This is a genomic window from Xanthomonas sp. PPL134, from assembly GCF_040595915.1.
Lineage (GTDB): Bacteria > Pseudomonadota > Gammaproteobacteria > Xanthomonadales > Xanthomonadaceae > Xanthomonas_A > Xanthomonas_A indica.
Genome location: NZ_JAMDLL010000004.1, coordinates 327,273 through 345,209 on the forward strand (window position 1 = coordinate 327,273; position 17,937 = coordinate 345,209).

Annotated in this window: 14 protein-coding genes; 2 read left to right on the top strand and 12 right to left on the bottom strand. The window is 70.8% G+C overall.

The window, feature by feature from the left end:
• Positions 1–17: 17 nt before the first annotated feature.
• Together M3U25_RS11265 and M3U25_RS11270 are read right to left on the bottom strand one after the other, a co-directional pair.
• Positions 18–677 (bottom strand): protein-L-isoaspartate O-methyltransferase, encoded by a 660-nt coding sequence (locus M3U25_RS11265; RefSeq protein WP_355498708.1) that lies wholly within the window; start codon positions 675–677, stop codon positions 18–20.
• Positions 678–811: 134 nt separating this feature from the next.
• Positions 812–1,474, bottom strand: a complete 663-nt coding sequence (locus M3U25_RS11270; protein WP_242160514.1) for a TetR/AcrR family transcriptional regulator — start codon at positions 1,472–1,474, stop codon at positions 812–814.
• A gap of 303 nt (positions 1,475–1,777) precedes the next feature.
• Between M3U25_RS11270 and M3U25_RS11275 the strand changes: the two genes are divergently transcribed.
• Positions 1,778–4,717: a two-component regulator propeller domain-containing protein gene (locus M3U25_RS11275; RefSeq protein WP_355498705.1), complete on the top strand. Its 2,940-nt coding sequence runs from the start codon at positions 1,778–1,780 to the stop codon at positions 4,715–4,717.
• A gap of 171 nt (positions 4,718–4,888) precedes the next feature.
• Here the strand turns inward: M3U25_RS11275 and leuB are convergent, their stop codons facing one another.
• From leuB to ilvC, 9 genes are all read right to left on the bottom strand, one after another.
• Complete coding sequence (leuB, locus tag M3U25_RS11280; RefSeq protein WP_355498702.1) at positions 4,889–5,950, bottom strand: 3-isopropylmalate dehydrogenase; 1,062 nt, start codon at positions 5,948–5,950, stop codon at positions 4,889–4,891.
• Complete coding sequence (leuD, locus tag M3U25_RS11285) at positions 5,940–6,518, bottom strand: 3-isopropylmalate dehydratase small subunit (protein ID WP_355498699.1); 579 nt, start codon at positions 6,516–6,518, stop codon at positions 5,940–5,942. The genes leuB and leuD overlap by 11 nt, the downstream gene beginning before the upstream one ends.
• Complete coding sequence (locus M3U25_RS11290) at positions 6,518–6,697, bottom strand: hypothetical protein (RefSeq protein WP_355498696.1); 180 nt, start codon at positions 6,695–6,697, stop codon at positions 6,518–6,520. The genes leuD and M3U25_RS11290 overlap by 1 nt, the downstream gene beginning before the upstream one ends.
• Entirely contained in the window at positions 6,697–8,112 is a 1,416-nt protein-coding gene (leuC, locus tag M3U25_RS11295) for a 3-isopropylmalate dehydratase large subunit (protein WP_355498692.1), read from the bottom strand. Before leuC ends, M3U25_RS11290 begins: the two co-directional genes overlap by 1 nt.
• 84 nt (positions 8,113–8,196) lie before the next feature.
• Positions 8,197–9,756: a 2-isopropylmalate synthase gene (locus tag M3U25_RS11300; protein WP_355498689.1), complete on the bottom strand. Its 1,560-nt coding sequence runs from the start codon at positions 9,754–9,756 to the stop codon at positions 8,197–8,199.
• Complete coding sequence (locus M3U25_RS11305) at positions 9,753–10,856, bottom strand: threonine dehydratase (RefSeq protein WP_355498686.1); 1,104 nt, start codon at positions 10,854–10,856, stop codon at positions 9,753–9,755. The genes M3U25_RS11300 and M3U25_RS11305 overlap by 4 nt, the downstream gene beginning before the upstream one ends.
• Before the next feature lie 189 nt (positions 10,857–11,045).
• Positions 11,046–11,294 carry an ACT domain-containing protein gene (locus tag M3U25_RS11310; RefSeq protein ID WP_010343388.1) on the bottom strand — a complete coding sequence of 83 codons (249 nt, stop codon included), beginning with the start codon at positions 11,292–11,294 and terminating at the stop codon, positions 11,046–11,048.
• Positions 11,278–12,999: an acetolactate synthase 2 catalytic subunit gene (gene ilvG, locus M3U25_RS11315; RefSeq protein ID WP_355498681.1), complete on the bottom strand. Its 1,722-nt coding sequence runs from the start codon at positions 12,997–12,999 to the stop codon at positions 11,278–11,280. The genes M3U25_RS11310 and ilvG overlap by 17 nt, the downstream gene beginning before the upstream one ends.
• Positions 13,000–13,042: 43 nt before the next feature.
• Positions 13,043–14,050 (bottom strand): ketol-acid reductoisomerase, encoded by a 1,008-nt coding sequence (gene ilvC / locus M3U25_RS11320; RefSeq protein WP_242160521.1) that lies wholly within the window; start codon positions 14,048–14,050, stop codon positions 13,043–13,045.
• Positions 14,051–14,540: 490 nt separating this feature from the next.
• On the opposite strand from ilvC, the gene ggt reads away from it, so the two are divergent.
• Complete coding sequence (ggt, locus tag M3U25_RS11325) at positions 14,541–16,262, top strand: gamma-glutamyltransferase (RefSeq protein WP_355498677.1); 1,722 nt, start codon at positions 14,541–14,543, stop codon at positions 16,260–16,262.
• A 22-nt stretch (positions 16,263–16,284) separates the two neighbouring features.
• On the opposite strand, the gene M3U25_RS11330 is transcribed toward ggt, so the two are convergent.
• The gene (locus tag M3U25_RS11330) at positions 16,285–17,865 is read right to left on the bottom strand and encodes a BCCT family transporter (RefSeq protein ID WP_355498674.1); all 1,581 of its coding nucleotides are present in this window, start codon (positions 17,863–17,865) and stop codon (positions 16,285–16,287) included.
• Positions 17,866–17,937: the final 72 nt, after the last annotated feature.

Sequence of the window (17,937 nt, forward strand, 5' to 3'; positions counted from 1 at the left end):
GCGGCTTCCTTGATGGATCAGAATGTGAACTGGGGGACTGGCGCTGCGCCTCGCAGGTAATACGCCAGGTCGGTTTCGAACAGCGATTCCGTGCGCGGGGCGCCGGCGTCGGCATGCACCAGCACCGCTTCCATGACCGGCGCGCGGCCGCGGATCGCGAACAGGCGTCCGCCGGGGCGCAGCCATGCCAGGAACTGGGCCGGGATCTCGGTGACCGCAGCGGTGACGCAGACCACGTCGAAGCGGCGCTCGCTGTTCCAGGCGAAGGCGTCGGCGGTCTCGATGCGGACGTTGCTGCCCAGGCCGGCGGCGTCCAGGTTGGCGCGCGCGGCGGCGGCCAGGGCCGGCTCGATCTCCAGGCTGACCACCTCGCGGCCGAGTTCGCCCAGGCAGGCGCCGACGAAGCCGCTGCCGGTGCCGATCTCCAGCACGTCCTCGCCCGGCTGCACGTCCAGGGCCTGCAGCATGCGGCCCTCGATGACCGGCTTCATCATGTACTGGCCGTGGCCCAGCGGAATCTCCAGGTCGGCGTAGGCCACGGCGCGGTGCGCCGGCGGCACGAAGGTCTCGCGCGGCAGCCGCGACAGCACGTCGAGCACGCGCAGGTCGAGCACGTCCCAGGGACGGACCTGCTGTTCCACCATCTTTTCGCGGGCTTGGGAGTAGTCGATCGTCATTTCGGGCATCCAACGCGGAGGGCCGGGCATTTTAGCCGGCACGGAGGCCGGGCGTATGCCGCAGCATCGCCGCCGGACGGCCCGGCGCGCAGTGCCGGAAGTCATCGGCGCCGGGGAATGGCCTGGCGGCCGGGCTAGCGCGCCGCATAGGCACGCAGGAAGAAGTCGATGCTGGCCTCGACATGGGCGCGGATCCGGTCCTGGCCGGCGTCGCGGCACAGGCCGCACATCATCAGCGAGTACAACTCGCCCTTGACCAGGCAGAAGAACTGCGAGGCGGCCAGGTTCAGGTCGGCGATGTCCAGTTCGCCGGCGGCGACATGGGCCTGCAGCAGCCTCGCCAGGTCCTGCTGGGTGCGCTTGGGGCCGGCGTTCCAGAACATCTCGCGGACGTGGTCGTCGCCGGTGCCGGGGGTCAGCATCATGCGGTGGGTGGCCATCGCCGCCTCGCTGCTGATCATGGCGAAGAAGGCCAGGCCAATGTCCAGCAACTGGGTGCGCAGGGGCCCCTTCAGCGCGTGCCCGAACAGGTCGTCCGGCAGCAGCGCCTGGCATTGCGCGCGCACCGCCTCGGCGAACAGGGTTTCCTTGTCGCCGTAGTGGCTGTAGACGGTGAGCTTGGAGACGCCGGCGCGGGCGGCGATGCCGTCCATGCTGACCCCGCCGAAGCCCAGTTCGGTGAACATCTCCCGCGCGGCCTCCAGGATCGCGGCACGTTTGCCCATGTCCTTGGGGCGACCGGGCCCGGCGGGACGCGAGGAGGATTTGGCGGAGGCGGCGGGCGATTTGCTGACCATGGTGGCAATACTAGACCAGTCGGTTCGATATTTATACTAGACCCGTGGGTTCATTATTGTGACGCTGCGTTCGGCCATGTTGCGCGTGACGCCGGCGGAGGTGTGCCTCGGCCGTCCCTGGGCGGCCCCGGCCGTCAGGAAGTCCCTGACATCGGCAGCGAACAGGCGGTGATAGATTAGCCATCTGCCCACAGGGGGTTGCCGCGCGCCGTTGTCGGTGTGATTCGGGAAGGGATGGAACACGGGGATCGGCGTCACGGTAGTCGCGACGGCGCGCATGCGCTGTGTCACCGCGTGGGTGTGATGTTGTGCCTGTTGCTGGCGCTGTGGTGCACCAGCGTCGTCGCGCGCGCCGCCGAACCGGCCGCGCCGCTGACCGAGCGCGCCGTGCTCGACCGCCCGGTGGTCGCGCGCTGGACCATGGAAGAGGGGCTGCCGCACAACCTGGTGCACGCGTTGGCGCAGGACCGCGACGGCATGATCTGGGTCGGCACCTGGGAAGGCGTGGCGCGTTTCGACGGCCGCGCCTTCACCGTCTTCGATCGGCAGAACACCCCGGGCATGGAGCTGTCGGGGGTGTTCGCGCTGCTCGCCGACGCCGACGGCGGCATGCTGGTCGGCACCGCCTACGACGGCGTGTTCCGCTACGCCGCCGGGCGCTGGGAGCATCTGGGCGATGCGCGCGCGCAGCGGCTGCGGGTCACGGCGATGCTGCGCGACGCCGACGGCGGATTGTGGGTCGGCAGCGAGGACGGCCTGTTCCGGATCGAGGCCGACGGCCGCCTGGTCGACGTTGGTGCCGCCGCGGGGCTGGGCAAGATCCGCATCGCTGCCCTGCTGCGCTACCGCGACGCGGTGCTGGTGGGCACGCCGCAGGGCCTGTTCCGGATGACCGCGCACGGCACGCGGGCGCAGCGCTGGGGCGCGGCAGCGATGCGCACGGCGTCGATCCGGCGCCTGGCGCCCGACCGCCAGGGCGGCCTGCTGGTCGCCAGCGACGAAGGCGTGTTCTGGCTCGGCGCCAACGGCGGCCTGCAATGGCTGCGGCGCGGTCAGCGCGTCGATGCCGCGCTGCAGGACCACGATGGCCAGCTGTGGATGAGCCTGTCCAGCGGGCAACTGCTGCGGCGCGCCTCCAACGGCGCCAGCGAGGAAGTGCTGTCGATCTCCGGCGTGGTCAGCCCGGCGCTGATCGAGGACCACGAGGGCCTGGTGTGGGCCGGCAGTACCGACGGCCTGTTCCGCGTCGCCAAGGGCGATGCCGGCGGCCTGACCCGCCAGGACGGGCTCGGCAGCGACTACGTGCGGGTGGTGCAGCAGAACGCCGATGGCGCGATCTGGATCGGCCATGCCGCCGGCCTCGACCGCTGGCAGGGCGGCCGCATCCGTGCGCTGCGCTTGAGCGAGCGCCCGGGCCGCGATCCCTCCGTGCTGGCGCTGGCCGCCGCCCGCGACGGCGGCATGTGGGTCGGCACCTACGACCAGGGCGTGCTGCTGCTGTCGGCCGACGGCGCAATCCGGCAACGCCTGGGCGTGGCCGCGGGCGTGCCGCGGACCATGGTGCGTGCGCTGCTGGCCGATGCCGACGGCGGCCTGTGGATCGGCGGCAACGAGGGACTGCTGTATCGCAAGGGCGAGCGCACGCGGGCCTACGGCACCGCCGAGGGCCTGCCCGGGCGGCAGGTGCAGGCGTTGTACCGCGACCATGCCGGGGTGCTGTGGATCGGCACCAACCAGGGCATCGCCACGCTCGCCGCGGACGGTACGCTGCAGGCGCGGCCGAGCGGCCACGGCTTCCCGGCGCAGAACGCCTTCGATTTCCTGGAAGATGCCGACGGCACCCTGTGGGTCGCCAGCGACCGCGGCCTGCTGCGCCTGCGCGGCGGGCAGTGGCGCATCTACGACCACAGTGTCGGGCTGCCGCGCGACAAGCTGTTCCGGCTGCTCGACGACGGCAACGGCACCCTGTGGGCGAACAGCAATCGCGGCGTGCTGCGCATCGCGCGTGCGCGGCTGGCGGAACTGGACGCCGGCCAGCGCAGCACCCTGGCGGTGGACGTGGTCGACCGCAGCGACGGCATGCCCAGCGGGCAGGGCAACGGCAGCAGTGCGCCGGCGGGCTGGCGCAGCCGCGACAGCGTGCTGCTGATCCCGACCTCGGCCGGGCTGGCGCTGATCGATCCGGCGCTGCCGAGCCGGCGCAACGTGCGTGCGCCGCCGCTGGTGATCTCCCATGTGCAGGTGGACGGCGTGGCGCAACCACTGCGCGGCGACTACCGCCTGCACGGCGGCGTCGCCCGCCTCGCGATCGGCTATGCCGGGCTGAGCTTCCGCTCGCCGGACAAGGTGCGCTATCGCTATCGCCTGCATGGATTCGATCGGCAGTGGGTCGACGCCGGCAGCAGCGAGGAAGCGGTCTACACCAACCTGCCGTCGGGCAGCTACCGCCTGGACGTGCAGGCGATGACCAGCCCGCTGGACTGGTCGCGCAGCGAGCGCATCGGCAGTGCCTCGCTGCGCCTGCAACTGGTGCCGCCGTTCTGGGAACGCTGGCCGTTCGTGGTGCTGGTGGCGCTGGGTGCGACCGGCCTGCTCCTGTGGTGGTACCGCGGCCGCAGCCGCCGTTACCGGCGCCGCCAGCGCCGGCTCAACACCATCATCGCCGAGCGCACCCACGAACTGAAGGCGAAGAACCTGGCGTTGAAGCTGGCCAACCTCGAGCGCGAGGACCTGGTGCGCAAGCTCGCCTACCAGGCCGGACACGATGCGCTGACCGGCCTGCCCAATCGGCGCACCGGCGATCCCTACCTCAACGCGGCGCTGGAGCGGGCGCTGAACACGCGCACGCCCCTGTGCGTGGCGCTGCTGGACATCGACCATTTCAAGAAGATCAACGACGCCTACGGCCACGAGATCGGCGACGAGGTGCTGCGCCGGGTCGGCGAGGCGCTGCGCGCCAGCCTCGGCGAGCAGGCCTTCGCCGCGCGCCATGGCGGCGAGGAGTTCCTGCTGGTGCTGCCGGGCCTGGACCAGGAGCCGGCGCACGCGCGCCTGGACGCGTTGCGCCTGCACATCGCCGATCTGGTGCTGCACGACGACCACGGACGCGCGGTGCGCTTTACCGCCAGCATCGGCTTCGCCTGCCTGTCGCCGGCCCTGCGCACCCGCCGCGACCTGCTGGTGCAGGCCGACAAGCGCCTGTACCAGGCCAAGCGCGAAGGCCGCGACCGGGTGATCGGCTAGGGCGGTGAGGCGGCGCAGGCGCGGCGCGTGGTCCGCGCGGTGGCGTGGGATTGCGCAGGGGTGATGACGCAGGCGCCACGCAGGCGCACTGAAGAGAAATGGCGGCGCTCCACACCCGCCGCATCGTCGCGGCGGGCGGGAGGCGGCCGGCGCCAGTGGCGCCGGCGCGGATCAGCCCTGCAGGCGCTGCAGCACCGCCTCGGCCGCGGCCTCGGTGGAGATGCCCTGGCCCGGTGCGGCAAGGTCGGCGGTGAACGCCTGTGCGTCGAGCGCGGCATTGACGGCCTGCTCGATCGCCACGGCTTCGGCTTCCAGACCCAGCGAGTGGCGCAGCAGCAGCGCCGCGCTGAGGATGGTCGCGTAGGGATTGGCGATGCCCTTGCCGGCGATGTCCGGCGCCGAGCCGTGGATCGGCTCGTACAGGCCGATGCGGCCTTCGCCCAGCGAGGCCGACGGCAGCAGCCCCAGCGAGCCGGCCAGCATCGAGGCTTCGTCGGTGAGGATGTCGCCGAACATGTTCTCGGTGACGATCACGTCGTACTCGCGCGGCTTGGCCAGCAGGTGCATGGCCATCGAATCGACCAGTTGGTGTTCCAGGCGCACGTCGGGGAATTCCTCGCGGCCGATCCGCGCGGCGACGTCGCGCCACAGCCGCGAGGTTTCCATCACGTTGGCCTTGTCCACCGAGACCACGTGGTTGCGGCGCTGCCGGGCCAGGCGGAACGCGCTGCGCAGCACCCGCTCGATCTCCGCGACGGTGTAGCGGCACAGGTCGCTGGCGTCGCTGGGGCTGCGGGTCTTGTCGCCGAAGTAGATGCCGCCGGTCAGTTCGCGCACCACCACGATGTCCACGCCCTGCAGCAGGTGCGGCTTGATCGGCGAGGCGTCCAGCGCCGCCGGGTGCGGCTTGACCGGACGCAGGTTGGCGAACAGGCCCAGGCCGCGGCGGATCGCCAGCAGGCCCTGCTCGGGACGTACCTTGGCATTCGGATCGGACCACTTGGGTCCGCCGACCGCGCCCAGCAGCACCGCGTCGGCGCGCTGGCAGGCGGTCAGCGTCGCCGCCGGCAACGGCTCGCCGTGGCGGTCGATGGCGATGCCGCCGATGTCGTGTTCCTGGAACTGGAAGTCGTGGCCATGGCGCGCGGCCACGGCGCGCAGCACCGCGACCGCGGCGGCGGCGACTTCCGGACCGATGCCGTCGCCGGGCAGGACGACGATGTCAGCGTGCATGGGTGGCCTCGTAGCGTTCGATGTCGGGTTGGCGCAGCAACAGGTAGCCCATCTCGTCCACGCCCTCGAGCAGACAGGTCTGCGAGAACGCGTCGAGCGAGAAGGCGTAGACGCGGCCGTCGGGCGTGCGCAGTTCGCGCGCGGCCACGTCCACGGTCAGTTCGTCGTCCGGGCGCTGCATCAGCGTCTGCACGTCGTCCTCGGCCAGCACGATCGGCAGCAGGCCATTCTTGAGGCTGTTGTTGCGGAAGATGTCGGCGATCTCGCTGCTGACGATGGCGCGCAGGCCCAGGTCGGTCAGCGCCCACGGCGCATGCTCGCGCGAGGAGCCGCAGCCGAAGTTGCGCCCGGCCAGCAGGATCTGGCGGCCGGCGTTGTGCGCCTGGTTGAAGGCGAACTCCGGGTTCGGCGTGCCGTCGGCCTGCCAGCGCCAGTCGTTGAAGGCGTGGCGGCCGAGGCCGGCGCGTTCGGTGGTGGACAGGAACCGTGCCGGGATGATCTGGTCGGTGTCGATGTTGGTCTGGCGCAGCACCACGCTGCGCGAGGTGAGGGTGGCGAAGCCGGCCATCACGGGGTCTCCTGGGAAGCGACGGCGTCGGGGGCGGGCGCCGCGGCGTCGGCCGCCGGCGGCAGTGCCGCAGGCGGCACATGCGGCGGCAGCAGCGGCTGATGGCGGTGCGCGAAAGCGCGGGTGGTGGTGGCGACGAAGGTCAGCGTGGCCGCGAACGCGGCGATGTGCGATGCCATCACGCGACCTCCGCGAACAGCGCGCGCGGATCGCTGACCCGGCCGTTCACCGCGGCCCAGGCCGCGGTCAGCGGCGAGGCCAGCAGGGTGCGCGAGCCCGGGCCCTGGCGGCCTTCGAAATTGCGGTTGCTGGTGCTCACCGCCAGCTGTCCCGGCGCCACCAGGTCGCCGTTCATGGCGATGCACATGGAGCAGCCCGATTCGCGCCATTCCGCACCGGCCGCGCGCACCACCTCGTGGATGCCCTCGGCCTCGGCCTGGCGCTTGACGATCTCCGAGCCCGGCACCACCAGCATGCGCACGTGCGGCGCCACCTTGCGGCCGCGCAGCACCTGCGCCACGTCGCGCATGTCGCTGAGCCGGCCGTTGGTGCAGGAGCCGACGAACACCACGTCCACCGGCGTGCCGATCAGCGCATGTCCGGCTTCCAGATGCATGTAGTGCAGGCCCTTCTGCGCCGCCGGATCCTGCGCGGCCGGGATCGGCACGTCCACCGCGATCGCGGTGCCGGGGTGGGTGCCCCAGGTCAGGGTCGGGCGGATGTCGCGCGCGTCGATGCGCACCTCGGCGTCGAAGCGCGCGCCGGGATCGCTTTGCAACTGCGACCAGCGCTGCACGGCGGCCTCGAAGTCGGCCCCCTTGGGGCCGCGCGGGGTCTTGGCGACCCAGTCGAAGGTGACCTGGTCCGGCGCGACCATGCCGGCGCGCGCACCGGCCTCGATCGACATGTTGCACAGGGTCATGCGCTGTTCCATGTCCATCGCGGCGATGGTGGAACCGCGGTACTCCAGCACGTGGCCGGTGCCGCCGTTGACCCCGATCACGCCGATGATGTGCAGGATCACGTCCTTGGCGCCGACGCCGGGCGCCAGCGGCCCGTCGACGGTGATCGCCATGGTCTTGGCCTTGCGCTGCAGCAGGCACTGCGTGGCCAGCACGTGGCCGACCTCGCTGGTGCCGATGCCGAACGCCAGCGCGCCGAACGCGCCATGGGTGGAGGTGTGGCTGTCGCCGCAGACGATGGTCATGCCGGGCTGGGTGAAGCCCTGCTCCGGCGCGATCACGTGGACGATGCCGCGGTTGTCCGAGCCCATGTCGAACAGTTCGATGCCGTAGTCGGCGCAGTTGCGCGCGAGCATGTCCACCTGCGCCTCGGAGGCCGGGGTGTAGTACGGCAGCTTGCCGTCGGCGCCGCGCGGCAGGGTCGGCGTGGAGTGGTCCATCGTCGCCTTGGTGCGGTCCGGCCGGCGCGGCGTCAGGCCGCGCGCCTTGAGCTCGGTGAACGCCTGCGGCGAGGTCACTTCGTGGATCAGGTGCAGGTCGATGTACAGCACCGCCGGGGCGGCGGCGCTCTCGGGGACGACGACGTGCGCGTCCCACAGTTTGTCGTACAGGGTGCGGGGAGTGGCGGACATTGCGGAACTACCTGGCAGGAAAGCTGGGCGGGAAGGACGGGCGAAGGCGAGCGTGCACCACGACGATGACCGTGCGGTGGCGGCTCAGGCCAGCGCGTCGGCGGCGCCGACCGGCGCGCCCTGGCGCTGGCGCAGCACGCGGTTGGCCACGTCCAGCCAGGCCAGCGCGCTGGCCTCGATGATGTCGCGGCTGGTGCCGGTGCCGTCGTACTCGACCTCGCCGTGGCGCACGCTGAGGTTGGCCTCGCCGCGCGCGTCGGCGCCGATGCCGACGCTGTGCACCTGGTAGCTGTCCAGCACCAGCTGCACGCCGGTGGCCGCCGACAGCGCGGCGAACAGCGCGTCCACCGGGCCGTCGCCCTCGGCGCGCTCGCTGACCCGCTGGCCGTCCGGATCGGACAGCTCGACCTGCGCGCTGGCGCGCTGACCGCGGTCGCTGACGGTCATCGACGACAGCCGGTAGCCCTGGCTCTCCGGCGCGTCCTGCATCATCGCCTGCAGGTCGGCGTCGTTGACCACGCGCTGCTGTTCGCACAGCGCCTTGAAGGCATCGAAGGCGATGTTCAGTTCGGCCTCGTCCAGCACGTAGCCCAGCGCGCGCAGACGCTGCTCGACCGCGGCGCGGCCGCTGTGGCGGCCCAGCACCATCTGCGAGGACTCCCAGCCCACGTCTTCGGGGCGCATGATTTCGTAGGTACCACGGTGGCGCAGCATGCCGTGCTGGTGGATGCCCGACTCGTGGGCGAAGGCGTTGCCGCCGACGATCGCCTTGTTGCGCTGCACCGGCATGCCGACCAGGCGCTGCAGCAACTGCGAGGTGGCGACGATGCGCGGGGTGTGGATCGCGGTGTCCAGCTCGTAGAACGCGTTGCGCACCTTCAGCGCCATCGCGATCTCTTCCAGCGCGCAGTTGCCGGCACGCTCGCCGATGCCGTTGATGGTGCATTCCACCTGCCGCGCACCGCCTTCCACCGCGGCCAGCGAGTTGGCCACGGCCAGGCCCAGGTCGTTGTGGCAGTGGGTGCTGAAGACCACCCGGTCGGCACCTGGGACGCTGGCGATGATCCGCGAGAACATGCCGCGGATCTCTTCCGGGGTGGTGAAGCCGACCGTGTCGGGCAGGTTGATGGTGGTGGCGCCGGCGGCGATCGCCACGCTGGCGACCTCGGCCAGGAAATCCTCCTCGGTGCGGGTGGCGTCCTCGGCCGAGAACTCCACGTCGTCCACGTACTGGCGCGCCAGCGCCACGTGCTTGCGCACCGATTCCAGCACCTGCTCGCGGCTCATCCGCAGCTTGTGCTCGCGGTGCAGCGGGCTGGTCGACAGGAACACGTGCAGGCGCGGATTGGCCGCCGCTTCCAGTGCCCGCGCCGAGGTCTCGATGTCGGCGGCCAGGCAGCGCGACAGCACCGCCAGGGTCGGCGTGCGCAGCTCGCGGCCGATCAACGCCATCGCCTCGCGGTCGGACTGCGAGCTGGCCGGGAAGCCGGTCTCGATGATGTCCACGCCCAGCTCGGCCAGGGCGCGCGCCATCACCAGCTTCTGCGGCGGGGTCATGCTGCAGCCGGGGGATTGCTCGCCGTCGCGCAGGGTGGTGTCGAAAATGCGGATGCGGGGGGTCTGGGAAGAAATGGAAGTGTTCACCAGATGGGTTCCTCTACGGCGGCGGTGGCTTGCGGATGGGGATGCGGGGACGACGCGATGCGGGCAGGAGCGGGCGGGGCGGGACGTTGGCTGCGAAGTCGCTCGGCGCTGCGGCGGCGCGGCTTGCGCGGCGGGCGCGGGCGCACCTCCGACAGCAGCGTCGCCAGCACGCCGGCGTCGATGTTGCCGCCGGACACCACCGCGCACTTGCGCTTGCCGGCGACGCGGCGCCCGGCCGCCAGGGCCAGCGCGCCGGCGCCCTCGGCGATGACGTGCTCCTCCAGCGCCAGGCGGACCAGCGTTTCGCGCAGTTCCGCCTCGCGCACGATCACCACGTCGTCGAGCAGGCTGGCGCACAGCCGGCGGGTGATGAACCCGGGGATTTTAACCTTGACGCCGTCGGCCAGGGTGGGGACGGGATCCACGGCGCGGATGTCGCCGCGGATCGCCCGCGCCATCGAATCCACGCCCTCGACCTGCGCGCCGACCACGCGCACGCCCTGCGAGCGCAGCGCCAGGGCCACGCCGGAGGCCAGGCCGCCGCCGCCGATCGGCACGATCACCACGTCCGGGGCGTGCGCGGCCAGCTCGATGCCGACGGTGCCCTGGCCGGCGATCACGTCCGGGTCGTCGAAGGCGGACAGGAAACGGTAGCCGTTCTGCTCGGCCAGGTCGCGGGCGAAGGCGAAGGCCTCGTCGTAGCTGTTGCCCTGCTGGCGCACGGTGGCGCCCCAGTGCGCGACGCCGGCGATCTTGGTCTGCGGCGCGCCGTGCGGCATCACCGTGATGGCCTGCACGCCCAGGCGGTGCGCGGCCCAGGCCACGCCCTGCGCGTGGTTGCCGGCGGAGGCGCAGATCACCGCGCGCTCGTCGCCGCGTTCCAGCCCGGCCAGCAACGCATTGAGCGCGCCGCGGACCTTGTAGGAACCGGTGCGCTGCAGGTTTTCCAGCTTCAGCCAGACGCCGAAGCGCTCGGCGTAATGCACCGGCGTCGGCGGCAGGTAGCGGCGCAGCCGCGCCTGCGCGGCCAGCACGTCGGCCACACTGACGGCGACGTGGCCTACATCCGGCTCCTGCGCAGGGCGACCGGCATCAGACATGGTAGGGCCGGGAGTGGGGAGTGGGGAGTGGGGATTCGCAGCGGGAATCCTGGGCGCGAGCGCGAAGAAGTGACCTCCATGGAAGAAGGCGCCTCCGCATGGTCGGGTGGCGTTGACGCGTCATGACAGCGACGACCGTGCGGCCGCCTGCTGGGAATCCCGATTCCCCCCTCCCCGATCCCGGTCCCATCACGCCACCCCATCCAGCGCGGTCACGCGCACCGATTCGCAGTCGTAGACCTTCTCCATCTGCAGGCGCAGGGTCTCGCCAGGGCGGTTGCCGTCCACCACCAGTTGCAGGTGCCAGCGGCCGGCGTCCTCGGCCACCGGCGCGCCGCTGATCGAGATCGGCGCGAAGCCGCGGCGTTCGGCCATGCCGATCGCGCGCAGCAAGGCGCCGTCGATCGGTTTCAGCACCAGGTCAAGCTGGTAACGCATGTGTCGTCTCCTGGCGCTGGGCGGCGGGATTGCTTTCCAGCATGGTGCTGTTGGCGGTGTTCGGCGGCACCAGCGGCCACACGTTGGCGCGCGCGTCGATGGCCACGTGCAGCAGCGCCGGGCCCGGCTGCGCCAACAGCTCGGCCAGCGCGTCCTCGACCTGACCGCGCGCGGAGATGCGCTTGGCCGGGATGCCGAACACCTGTGCCAGCGCGGCGAAATCCGGGTTGTCGGACAGGTCGATCTCGCTGTAGCGCTCGGCGAAGAACAGTTCCTGCCACTGCCGCACCATGCCCAGCGAACTGTTGTCCAGCAGCACGATCTTCACCGGCAGCTTGCAGCGGGCGATGGTGACCAGCTCCTGCACGTTCATCATGAAGCTGCCGTCGCCGCTGACCAGCACCACGGTGCGGTCCGGGCAGGCGAACTGCGCGCCCATCGCCGCCGGCAGGCCGAAGCCCATGGTGCCCAGCGCGCCGCTGGTCAGGTGATTGCGGGGGTGGTTGAAGCGGCAATGCTGGGCGACCCACATCTGGTGCTGGCCGACGTCGCAGGCGATCACGGTGTCGGCCGGGGCCAGTTCGCTCAGCCGCTTCAGCAGGCCGGGCGCGTAGATGTCCTGCCCGGGCGCGTCGTAGCGCGCGCCGAACTTCTCGCGGTGGCCGACGCAGCGGGCGTGCCAGGCCTCGCAGGTGCTGGTCGCCGCGGCCAGCGCGCGCAGCGATTGCGCCACGTCGCCGGGCACGGCGATGTCGGCCTGGCGCAGCTTGGAGATCTCGCAGGCGTCGGCGTCCAGGTGGATGACCCGCGCGAACGGCGCGAATTCGGCCAGCTTGCCGGTGGCGCGGTCGTCGAAGCGGGCGCCGACCACGATCAGCAGGTCCGACTCCTGCACCGCCATGTTGGCGGCGCGGGTGCCGTGCATGCCCAGCATGCCCAGGTAATGCGGATGCGCGTGCGGCAGCGCACCCAGGCCGCGCAGGGTCAGCACGGTGGGGATGCGGGTGGCCTCGACGAACTGGCGGAACGCCTCCACCGCATCGCCCAGGGCGATGCCGCCGCCGCCGTAGATCACCGGCTTCTCGGCACCGGCGATCGCCGCCAGCGCCTCGGCCAGCACCGCGTCCTGCGGCGCCGGCGGGGTCGGCACTTCCGCCGGCACGTGCGCGGGCAGATGCGTGGCATCGGCCAGTTGCACGTCCTTGGGCAGGTCGATCAGCACCGGGCCCGGCCGCCCTTCGCGGGCGATGCGGAACGCGTCGCGCAGCACCTGCGGCAGGTCGTCCACGTGCCGCACCAGGAAGCTGTGCTTGACGATCGGCAGGGTCAGCCCGAACACGTCCAGCTCCTGGAACGCATCGGTGCCCAGCAGCGGCGTGGCGACCTGCCCGGTCAGGCAGATCATCGGCACCGAGTCGAGCATCGCATCGGCGATGCCGGTGACCAGGTTGGACGCGCCCGGACCGGACGTGGCGACGCACACGCCGACCCGCCCGCTGGCGCGGGCGTAGCCGTTGGCGGCCAGCGCCGCGCCCTGCTCGTGGCGGACCAGGATGTGCTTGAGCTGGCTGTCTACCAGCGCGTCGTAGAACGGCATGATGGTGCCGCCCGGATAGCCGAACAGCGTGTCCACGCCTTCGGCTTCCAGGGCCTGCGTCAGCCAGCGCGCGCCGTTGCGGGGCGTGCCGTGAGCGGAGGAGTTCATACGGTGGCGACCTTTCGGTGGAAGCGGGTGGGGGAGCCGCGGGTTACGCGGCCTTGGTGCCGCCGGCGGCCGGGGCGGCAGCGGCGTCGCCGTTGAGCCACACCATCTTGGCGCGCAGCTGCTTGCCGACCGTTTCGATGGGGTGGTCCAGGTCGGCCTGCTTGAACTTCGTGTAGTTCGGCAGGCCAGCGTCGTACTCGGCCACCCAGTTCTTGGTGAAGGTGCCGTTCTGGATGTCGGTCAGCACGTCGCGCATGCGCTCCTTGGTCGCCGCGTCGATCACCCGCGGGCCGCTGACGTAGTCGCCGTACTGCGCGGTCTCGGAGACGAACTCGAGCATGCGGGTGATGCCGCCTTCGTAGAACAGGTCGACGATCAGCTTCAGTTCGTGCAGCACTTCGTAGTAGGCGATTTCCGGCTGGTAGCCGGCTTCCACCAGCACTTCGAAGCCGGCCTGCACCAGCGACGAGGCGCCGCCGCACAGCACGGCCTGCTCGCCGAACAGGTCGGTCTCGGTCTCTTCCTTGAAGGTGGTCTTGATCAGGTTGGCGCGCGCGCCGCCCAGGCCGGCGGCGTACTCCAGCGCGAACTGCTCGGCCTTGCCGCTCTTGTCCTGGTACACCGCCCAGATGCACGGCACGCCGCGGCCGATCTCGTACTCGCGGCGCACCAGCGCGCCCGGACCCTTCGGCGCGACCAGTACCACGTCCAGGTCGGCGCGCGGCTTGATCATGTCGAAGTGCACGTTCAGGCCATGCGCGAACAGCAGGCAGGCGCCCTGCTTCATGTTCGGCGCCAGCACTTCCTCGTACAGCTTCTTCTGCACCATGTCCGGGGTCAGCACCGCGACCAGGTCGGCGTCCTTCACCGCCTCGGCGGGGCTCTTCACCACGAAGCCGTCGGCCTGCGCCTTGGCTTCGGTCGGTCCGCCGGCACGCAGGCCGATGGTGACGTCGAAGCCGGACTCGCGCAGGTTCAGCGCGTGCGCGCGGCCCTGGCTGCCGTAACCGACGATGGCGATCTTGGTGGTGGGCTGGGCGGAACTGGTCATGGGGCGGATGTCCTTGAACGGTGTTGGAGTGAAGGGGGTCTTGCATTCGCGATCACTGAAACGAAAAACCCCGCGCCGTTGCCGGTGCGGGGTCTGATCGAATCCTGGCTGCTTGTCGCTTACACGCCGGTTCGTCCCGCACTTGTGGGCGAGGTAATAAGCACGAGTACGAGGAGCGACGCCGCAGCGTCCGCGCGCAGGGCGGCGGGCTGGAGGGTCGACTTCGGGCGGGTGTGGCGTTGCAACATGCAGCGAGATAACCATGGGCTTTGCGCGACTGTCAACTGTGTTGCGGGCCTGCGTGGGCGAATGTGCCGAAAGCCGCGCCAGTGCTGCTTGGTTACGCATGAAACGGAGGGCGCGCAGGCGGCGAACAGCGCCAATTGCGCGGAAATCCGGCCGTCGCGACGGCGCGATGTGCCCGCCTGCGCGGCGGCGCCGGCCGCACTCGGGTACGGTGGGCGTTCCCTGTTCTTCCGGAGAGCCGCGCATGTCCGTTTCGCTTCCTTCCCTGGCGCGCCTGGCGCTCGCGCTGGCGCTGGCGACGTCGGTGCCGGCGCAGGCCGCCGACCGCATCACCGGACAGCCGTTCGCGACCCGCTCGGAAGTGATCGCCCCGCACGCCATGGCCGCCACCTCGCAGCCGCTGGCCACCCAGATCGCGCTGCAGACCCTGCACGACGGCGGCTCGGCGGTGGATGCGGCGATCGCCGCCAACGCCGCGCTGGGGCTGATGGAGCCGACCGGCAACGGCGTCGGCGGCGACCTGTTCGCCATCGTCTGGGATCCGAAGACGCAAAAGCTCTATGGCTACAACGGCTCGGGCCGCTCGCCGAAGGCGCTGACCCTGGCCGAGTTCCAGCGCCGCGGGCTGACGGAGATCCCGGCCACCGGCCCGCTGCCGGTCTCGGTGCCCGGCGCGGTCGACGGCTGGTTCGCGCTGCACGAGCGTTTCGGGCGCAGGACGATGGCGCAGGACCTGGCCCCGGCGATCCGCTACGCCCGCGACGGCCATCCCGTCGCCGAGACCATCGCCTACTACTGGGACCGCTCGGTGCCGCGGCTGTCGCAGTACCCCGGCTTCAAGGAGCAGTTCACCATCGACGGCCGCGCCCCGCGCAAGGGCGAGCTGTGGAAGAACCCGAATCTGGCCAACACCTTGCAGCAGATCGCCGACGGCGGCCGCGACGCCTTCTACAAGGGACCGATCGCGCGCACCATCGATGCCTACTTCAAGGCCAATGGCGGCTTCCTGCGCTACGAGGACCTGGCCAGCCACCACGGCGAATGGGTGGAACCGGTGTCCACCAACTACCGCGGCTACGACGTGTGGGAACTGCCGCCCAACAGCCAGGGCATCGCCGCGCTGCAGATGCTCAACATCCTGGAAGGCTACGACTTCTCCAAGATCCCGTTCGGCTCGGCCGAGCACGTGCACCTGTTCACCGAGGCGAAGAAGCTGGCCTTCGCCGACCGCGCGCGCTTCTACGCCGACCCGGCGTTCCAGCCGGCGCCGTTGGCGCGGCTGATCTCCAAGGACTACGCCGCGCAGCGGCGTGCGCTGATCTCGATGGACCGCGCGCTCAAGGAGGTGCAGCCGGGCACCCCGAAGCAACTGGAGGAGGGCGACACCATCTACCTGACCGTCGCCGATGCCGACGGCATGATGGTGTCGCTGATCCAGTCCAACTACCGGGGCATGGGCAGCGGCATGGCGCCGCCGGGGCTGGGCTTCATCCTGCAGGACCGCGGCGAGATGTTCGTGCTGCAGAAGGACCATCCCAACGGCTACGCGCCGGGCAAGCGTCCGTTCCAGACCATCATCCCCGCGTTCGTGACCAAGGACGGCAAGCCGTGGCTGAGCTTCGGCGTGATGGGCGGGGCGATGCAGCCGCAGGGACACGTGCAGATCCTGATGAACCTCATCGATTTCCACATGAACCTGCAGGAGGCCGGCGACGCGCCGCGGATCCAGCACGACGGCTCCACCGAACCGACCGGGCAGGCCACGGCGATGCGCGACGGCGGCGAACTGAACCTGGAGACCGGCTTTGCCTATGACACCATCCGCGACCTGATGCGCAAGGGTCACCGGGTGATCTTCGCCGACGGTCCCTACGGCGGCTACCAGGCGATCGCGCGCGACCCGGACAGCGGCGTGTACTACGGCGCCTCGGAAAGCCGCAAGGACGGGCAGGCCGCCGGCTACTGAGGCCGGCCACGCGCGGCGAGGTTCATGCCTGTTCGCGGGGCGGCGCCGGGTCGGTGCCGTCGCGCTGCGCCTGCGCGGCCTGTTCGCGCGCGATCCATGCCTCGATCATGTGCCGCGCGCGCTGCGCCTTGCGGCGCTCGCGGTTGGACTCGGCGTCGAGCACGCGGTACAGCGACACGATCACCAACACCATCAGCAGGGCGAACGGCAATGCCGCGATGGTGATCATGCCCTGCAGTGCGTCCAGGCCGCCGGCCAGCAACAGCACCGCGGCGATCAGCGCCACCGCCACGCCCCACACCAGCTTGCGCGCCAGCGGCGGGTCGCCGGCTTCGTCGGTGGACATGCTGGCCAGCACCAGCACCGCCGAGTCGGCGGAGCTGACGAAGAAGATCATCAGCAGCAACAGCGCCGCGCTCGACAGCAGCAGCGAGCCGGGCAGGCTGTCGAACAGCGTGAACAACACCGTCTCGTAGCCGTTGTGCAGCGCCTGCAGCATGTCGACGTGACCGAACAACTGCGACCACAGCGCGGTGCCGCCGAACACCGAGAACCACAGGAAGCCGAGCAGGGTCGGTGCCAGCACCACGCCGACGACGAATTCGCGCACGCTGCGGCCGCGCGAGACGCGGGCGATGAAGGCGCCGACGAACGGCGCCCAGGCGATCCACCATGCCCAGTAGAAGATGGTCCAGTCCGCCACCCAGCGGCTGCCGGAAAACGGCGACATGCGCAGGCTCATCGTCACCAGCTGGTTGAGGTAGGCGCCCAGCGTGGTGGTGAAGGTGTCGAAGATGAAGCCGGTGGGGCCGAGCACCAGCACCGCGGCCAGCAGCAGCGCCGCCAGGGCCAGATTGAAGTTGGACAGCCACTTGATGCCGCGCTCCACGCCGCTGCTGGTCGAGGCCATGTACAGCACGAAGGCCACCGCGATCACCGCCATCTGCACCGGGATGCCGGCGTGTACGCCGAACACGCGTTGCAGGCCGGCGGCGATCTGGATGGTGCCGAAGCCCAGCGTGGTGGCCACGCCGACCGCGGTGGCGACCACGGCGGCGATGTTCACGCTCTGTCCGATCCAGCCACGGTGGTGGCGGCCGATCACCGGCTGCAGCATGTCGCTGACCAGGCCGCGGCCGTTGCGGTTGTACTGGAACCAGGCCATCGCCAGGCCGATCAGGCCGTAGGTCGCCCAGGGATGCAGGCCCCAGTGGAAGAACGCATAGCGCATCGACGCGCGCGCCCCCTCCATGCTCTGCGGCGCCAGGCCCTCCGGCGGCTCGAGGAAGTGCGAGATCGGTTCGGCCGCGCCCCAGAACACCAGGCCGATGCCCATGCCCGCGGCGAACAGCATCGACAGCCAGCTGCCGCGCGAGAAATCCGGTTCGGCGTCTTCGCCGCCGATGCGCAGGGTGCCGAAGCGGCCGAAGGCCAGGTACAGCAGGAAGCTCAAGGTCAGGAACACGATCAGCAGGTACATCCAGCCGGCGCCGCGGACCACCTCCACCAGTGCCCCCTGCACCAGCGTATTGAACGGCCCCGGCGCAATGCCGGCGATCAGGACCAGCAGCGCCACCAGGGCGATGGAAATGCGGAACACCATTGGGGGAGCGTCTCCAGTCGTGGATCGGGCAAGCGCGCGCCGGCGTTCGCGCACGCGGACAGGGATGCCGGC

What these genes read in the sequence shown, in the direction of transcription:
- M3U25_RS11265 (WP_355498708.1), bottom strand. Translation starts at nt 677, where the DNA reads ATGACGATCGACTACTCCCAAGCCCGCGAAAAGATGGTGGAACAGCAG.
- M3U25_RS11270 (WP_242160514.1), bottom strand. Translation starts at nt 1,474, where the DNA reads ATGGTCAGCAAATCGCCCGCCGCCTCCGCCAAATCCTCCTCGCGTCCC.
- M3U25_RS11275 (WP_355498705.1), top strand. Translation starts at nt 1,778, where the DNA reads ATGTTGTGCCTGTTGCTGGCGCTGTGGTGCACCAGCGTCGTCGCGCGC.
- leuB (WP_355498702.1), bottom strand. Translation starts at nt 5,950, where the DNA reads ATGCACGCTGACATCGTCGTCCTGCCCGGCGACGGCATCGGTCCGGAA.
- leuD (WP_355498699.1), bottom strand. Translation starts at nt 6,518, where the DNA reads ATGGCCGGCTTCGCCACCCTCACCTCGCGCAGCGTGGTGCTGCGCCAG.
- M3U25_RS11290 (WP_355498696.1), bottom strand. Translation starts at nt 6,697, where the DNA reads ATGGCATCGCACATCGCCGCGTTCGCGGCCACGCTGACCTTCGTCGCC.
- leuC (WP_355498692.1), bottom strand. Translation starts at nt 8,112, where the DNA reads ATGTCCGCCACTCCCCGCACCCTGTACGACAAACTGTGGGACGCGCAC.
- M3U25_RS11305 (WP_355498686.1), bottom strand. Translation starts at nt 10,856, where the DNA reads ATGTCTGATGCCGGTCGCCCTGCGCAGGAGCCGGATGTAGGCCACGTC.
- M3U25_RS11310 (WP_010343388.1), bottom strand. Translation starts at nt 11,294, where the DNA reads ATGCGTTACCAGCTTGACCTGGTGCTGAAACCGATCGACGGCGCCTTG.
- ilvG (WP_355498681.1), bottom strand. Translation starts at nt 12,999, where the DNA reads ATGAACTCCTCCGCTCACGGCACGCCCCGCAACGGCGCGCGCTGGCTG.
- ilvC (WP_242160521.1), bottom strand. Translation starts at nt 14,050, where the DNA reads ATGACCAGTTCCGCCCAGCCCACCACCAAGATCGCCATCGTCGGTTAC.
- ggt (WP_355498677.1), top strand. Translation starts at nt 14,541, where the DNA reads ATGTCCGTTTCGCTTCCTTCCCTGGCGCGCCTGGCGCTCGCGCTGGCG.
- M3U25_RS11330 (WP_355498674.1), bottom strand. Translation starts at nt 17,865, where the DNA reads ATGGTGTTCCGCATTTCCATCGCCCTGGTGGCGCTGCTGGTCCTGATC.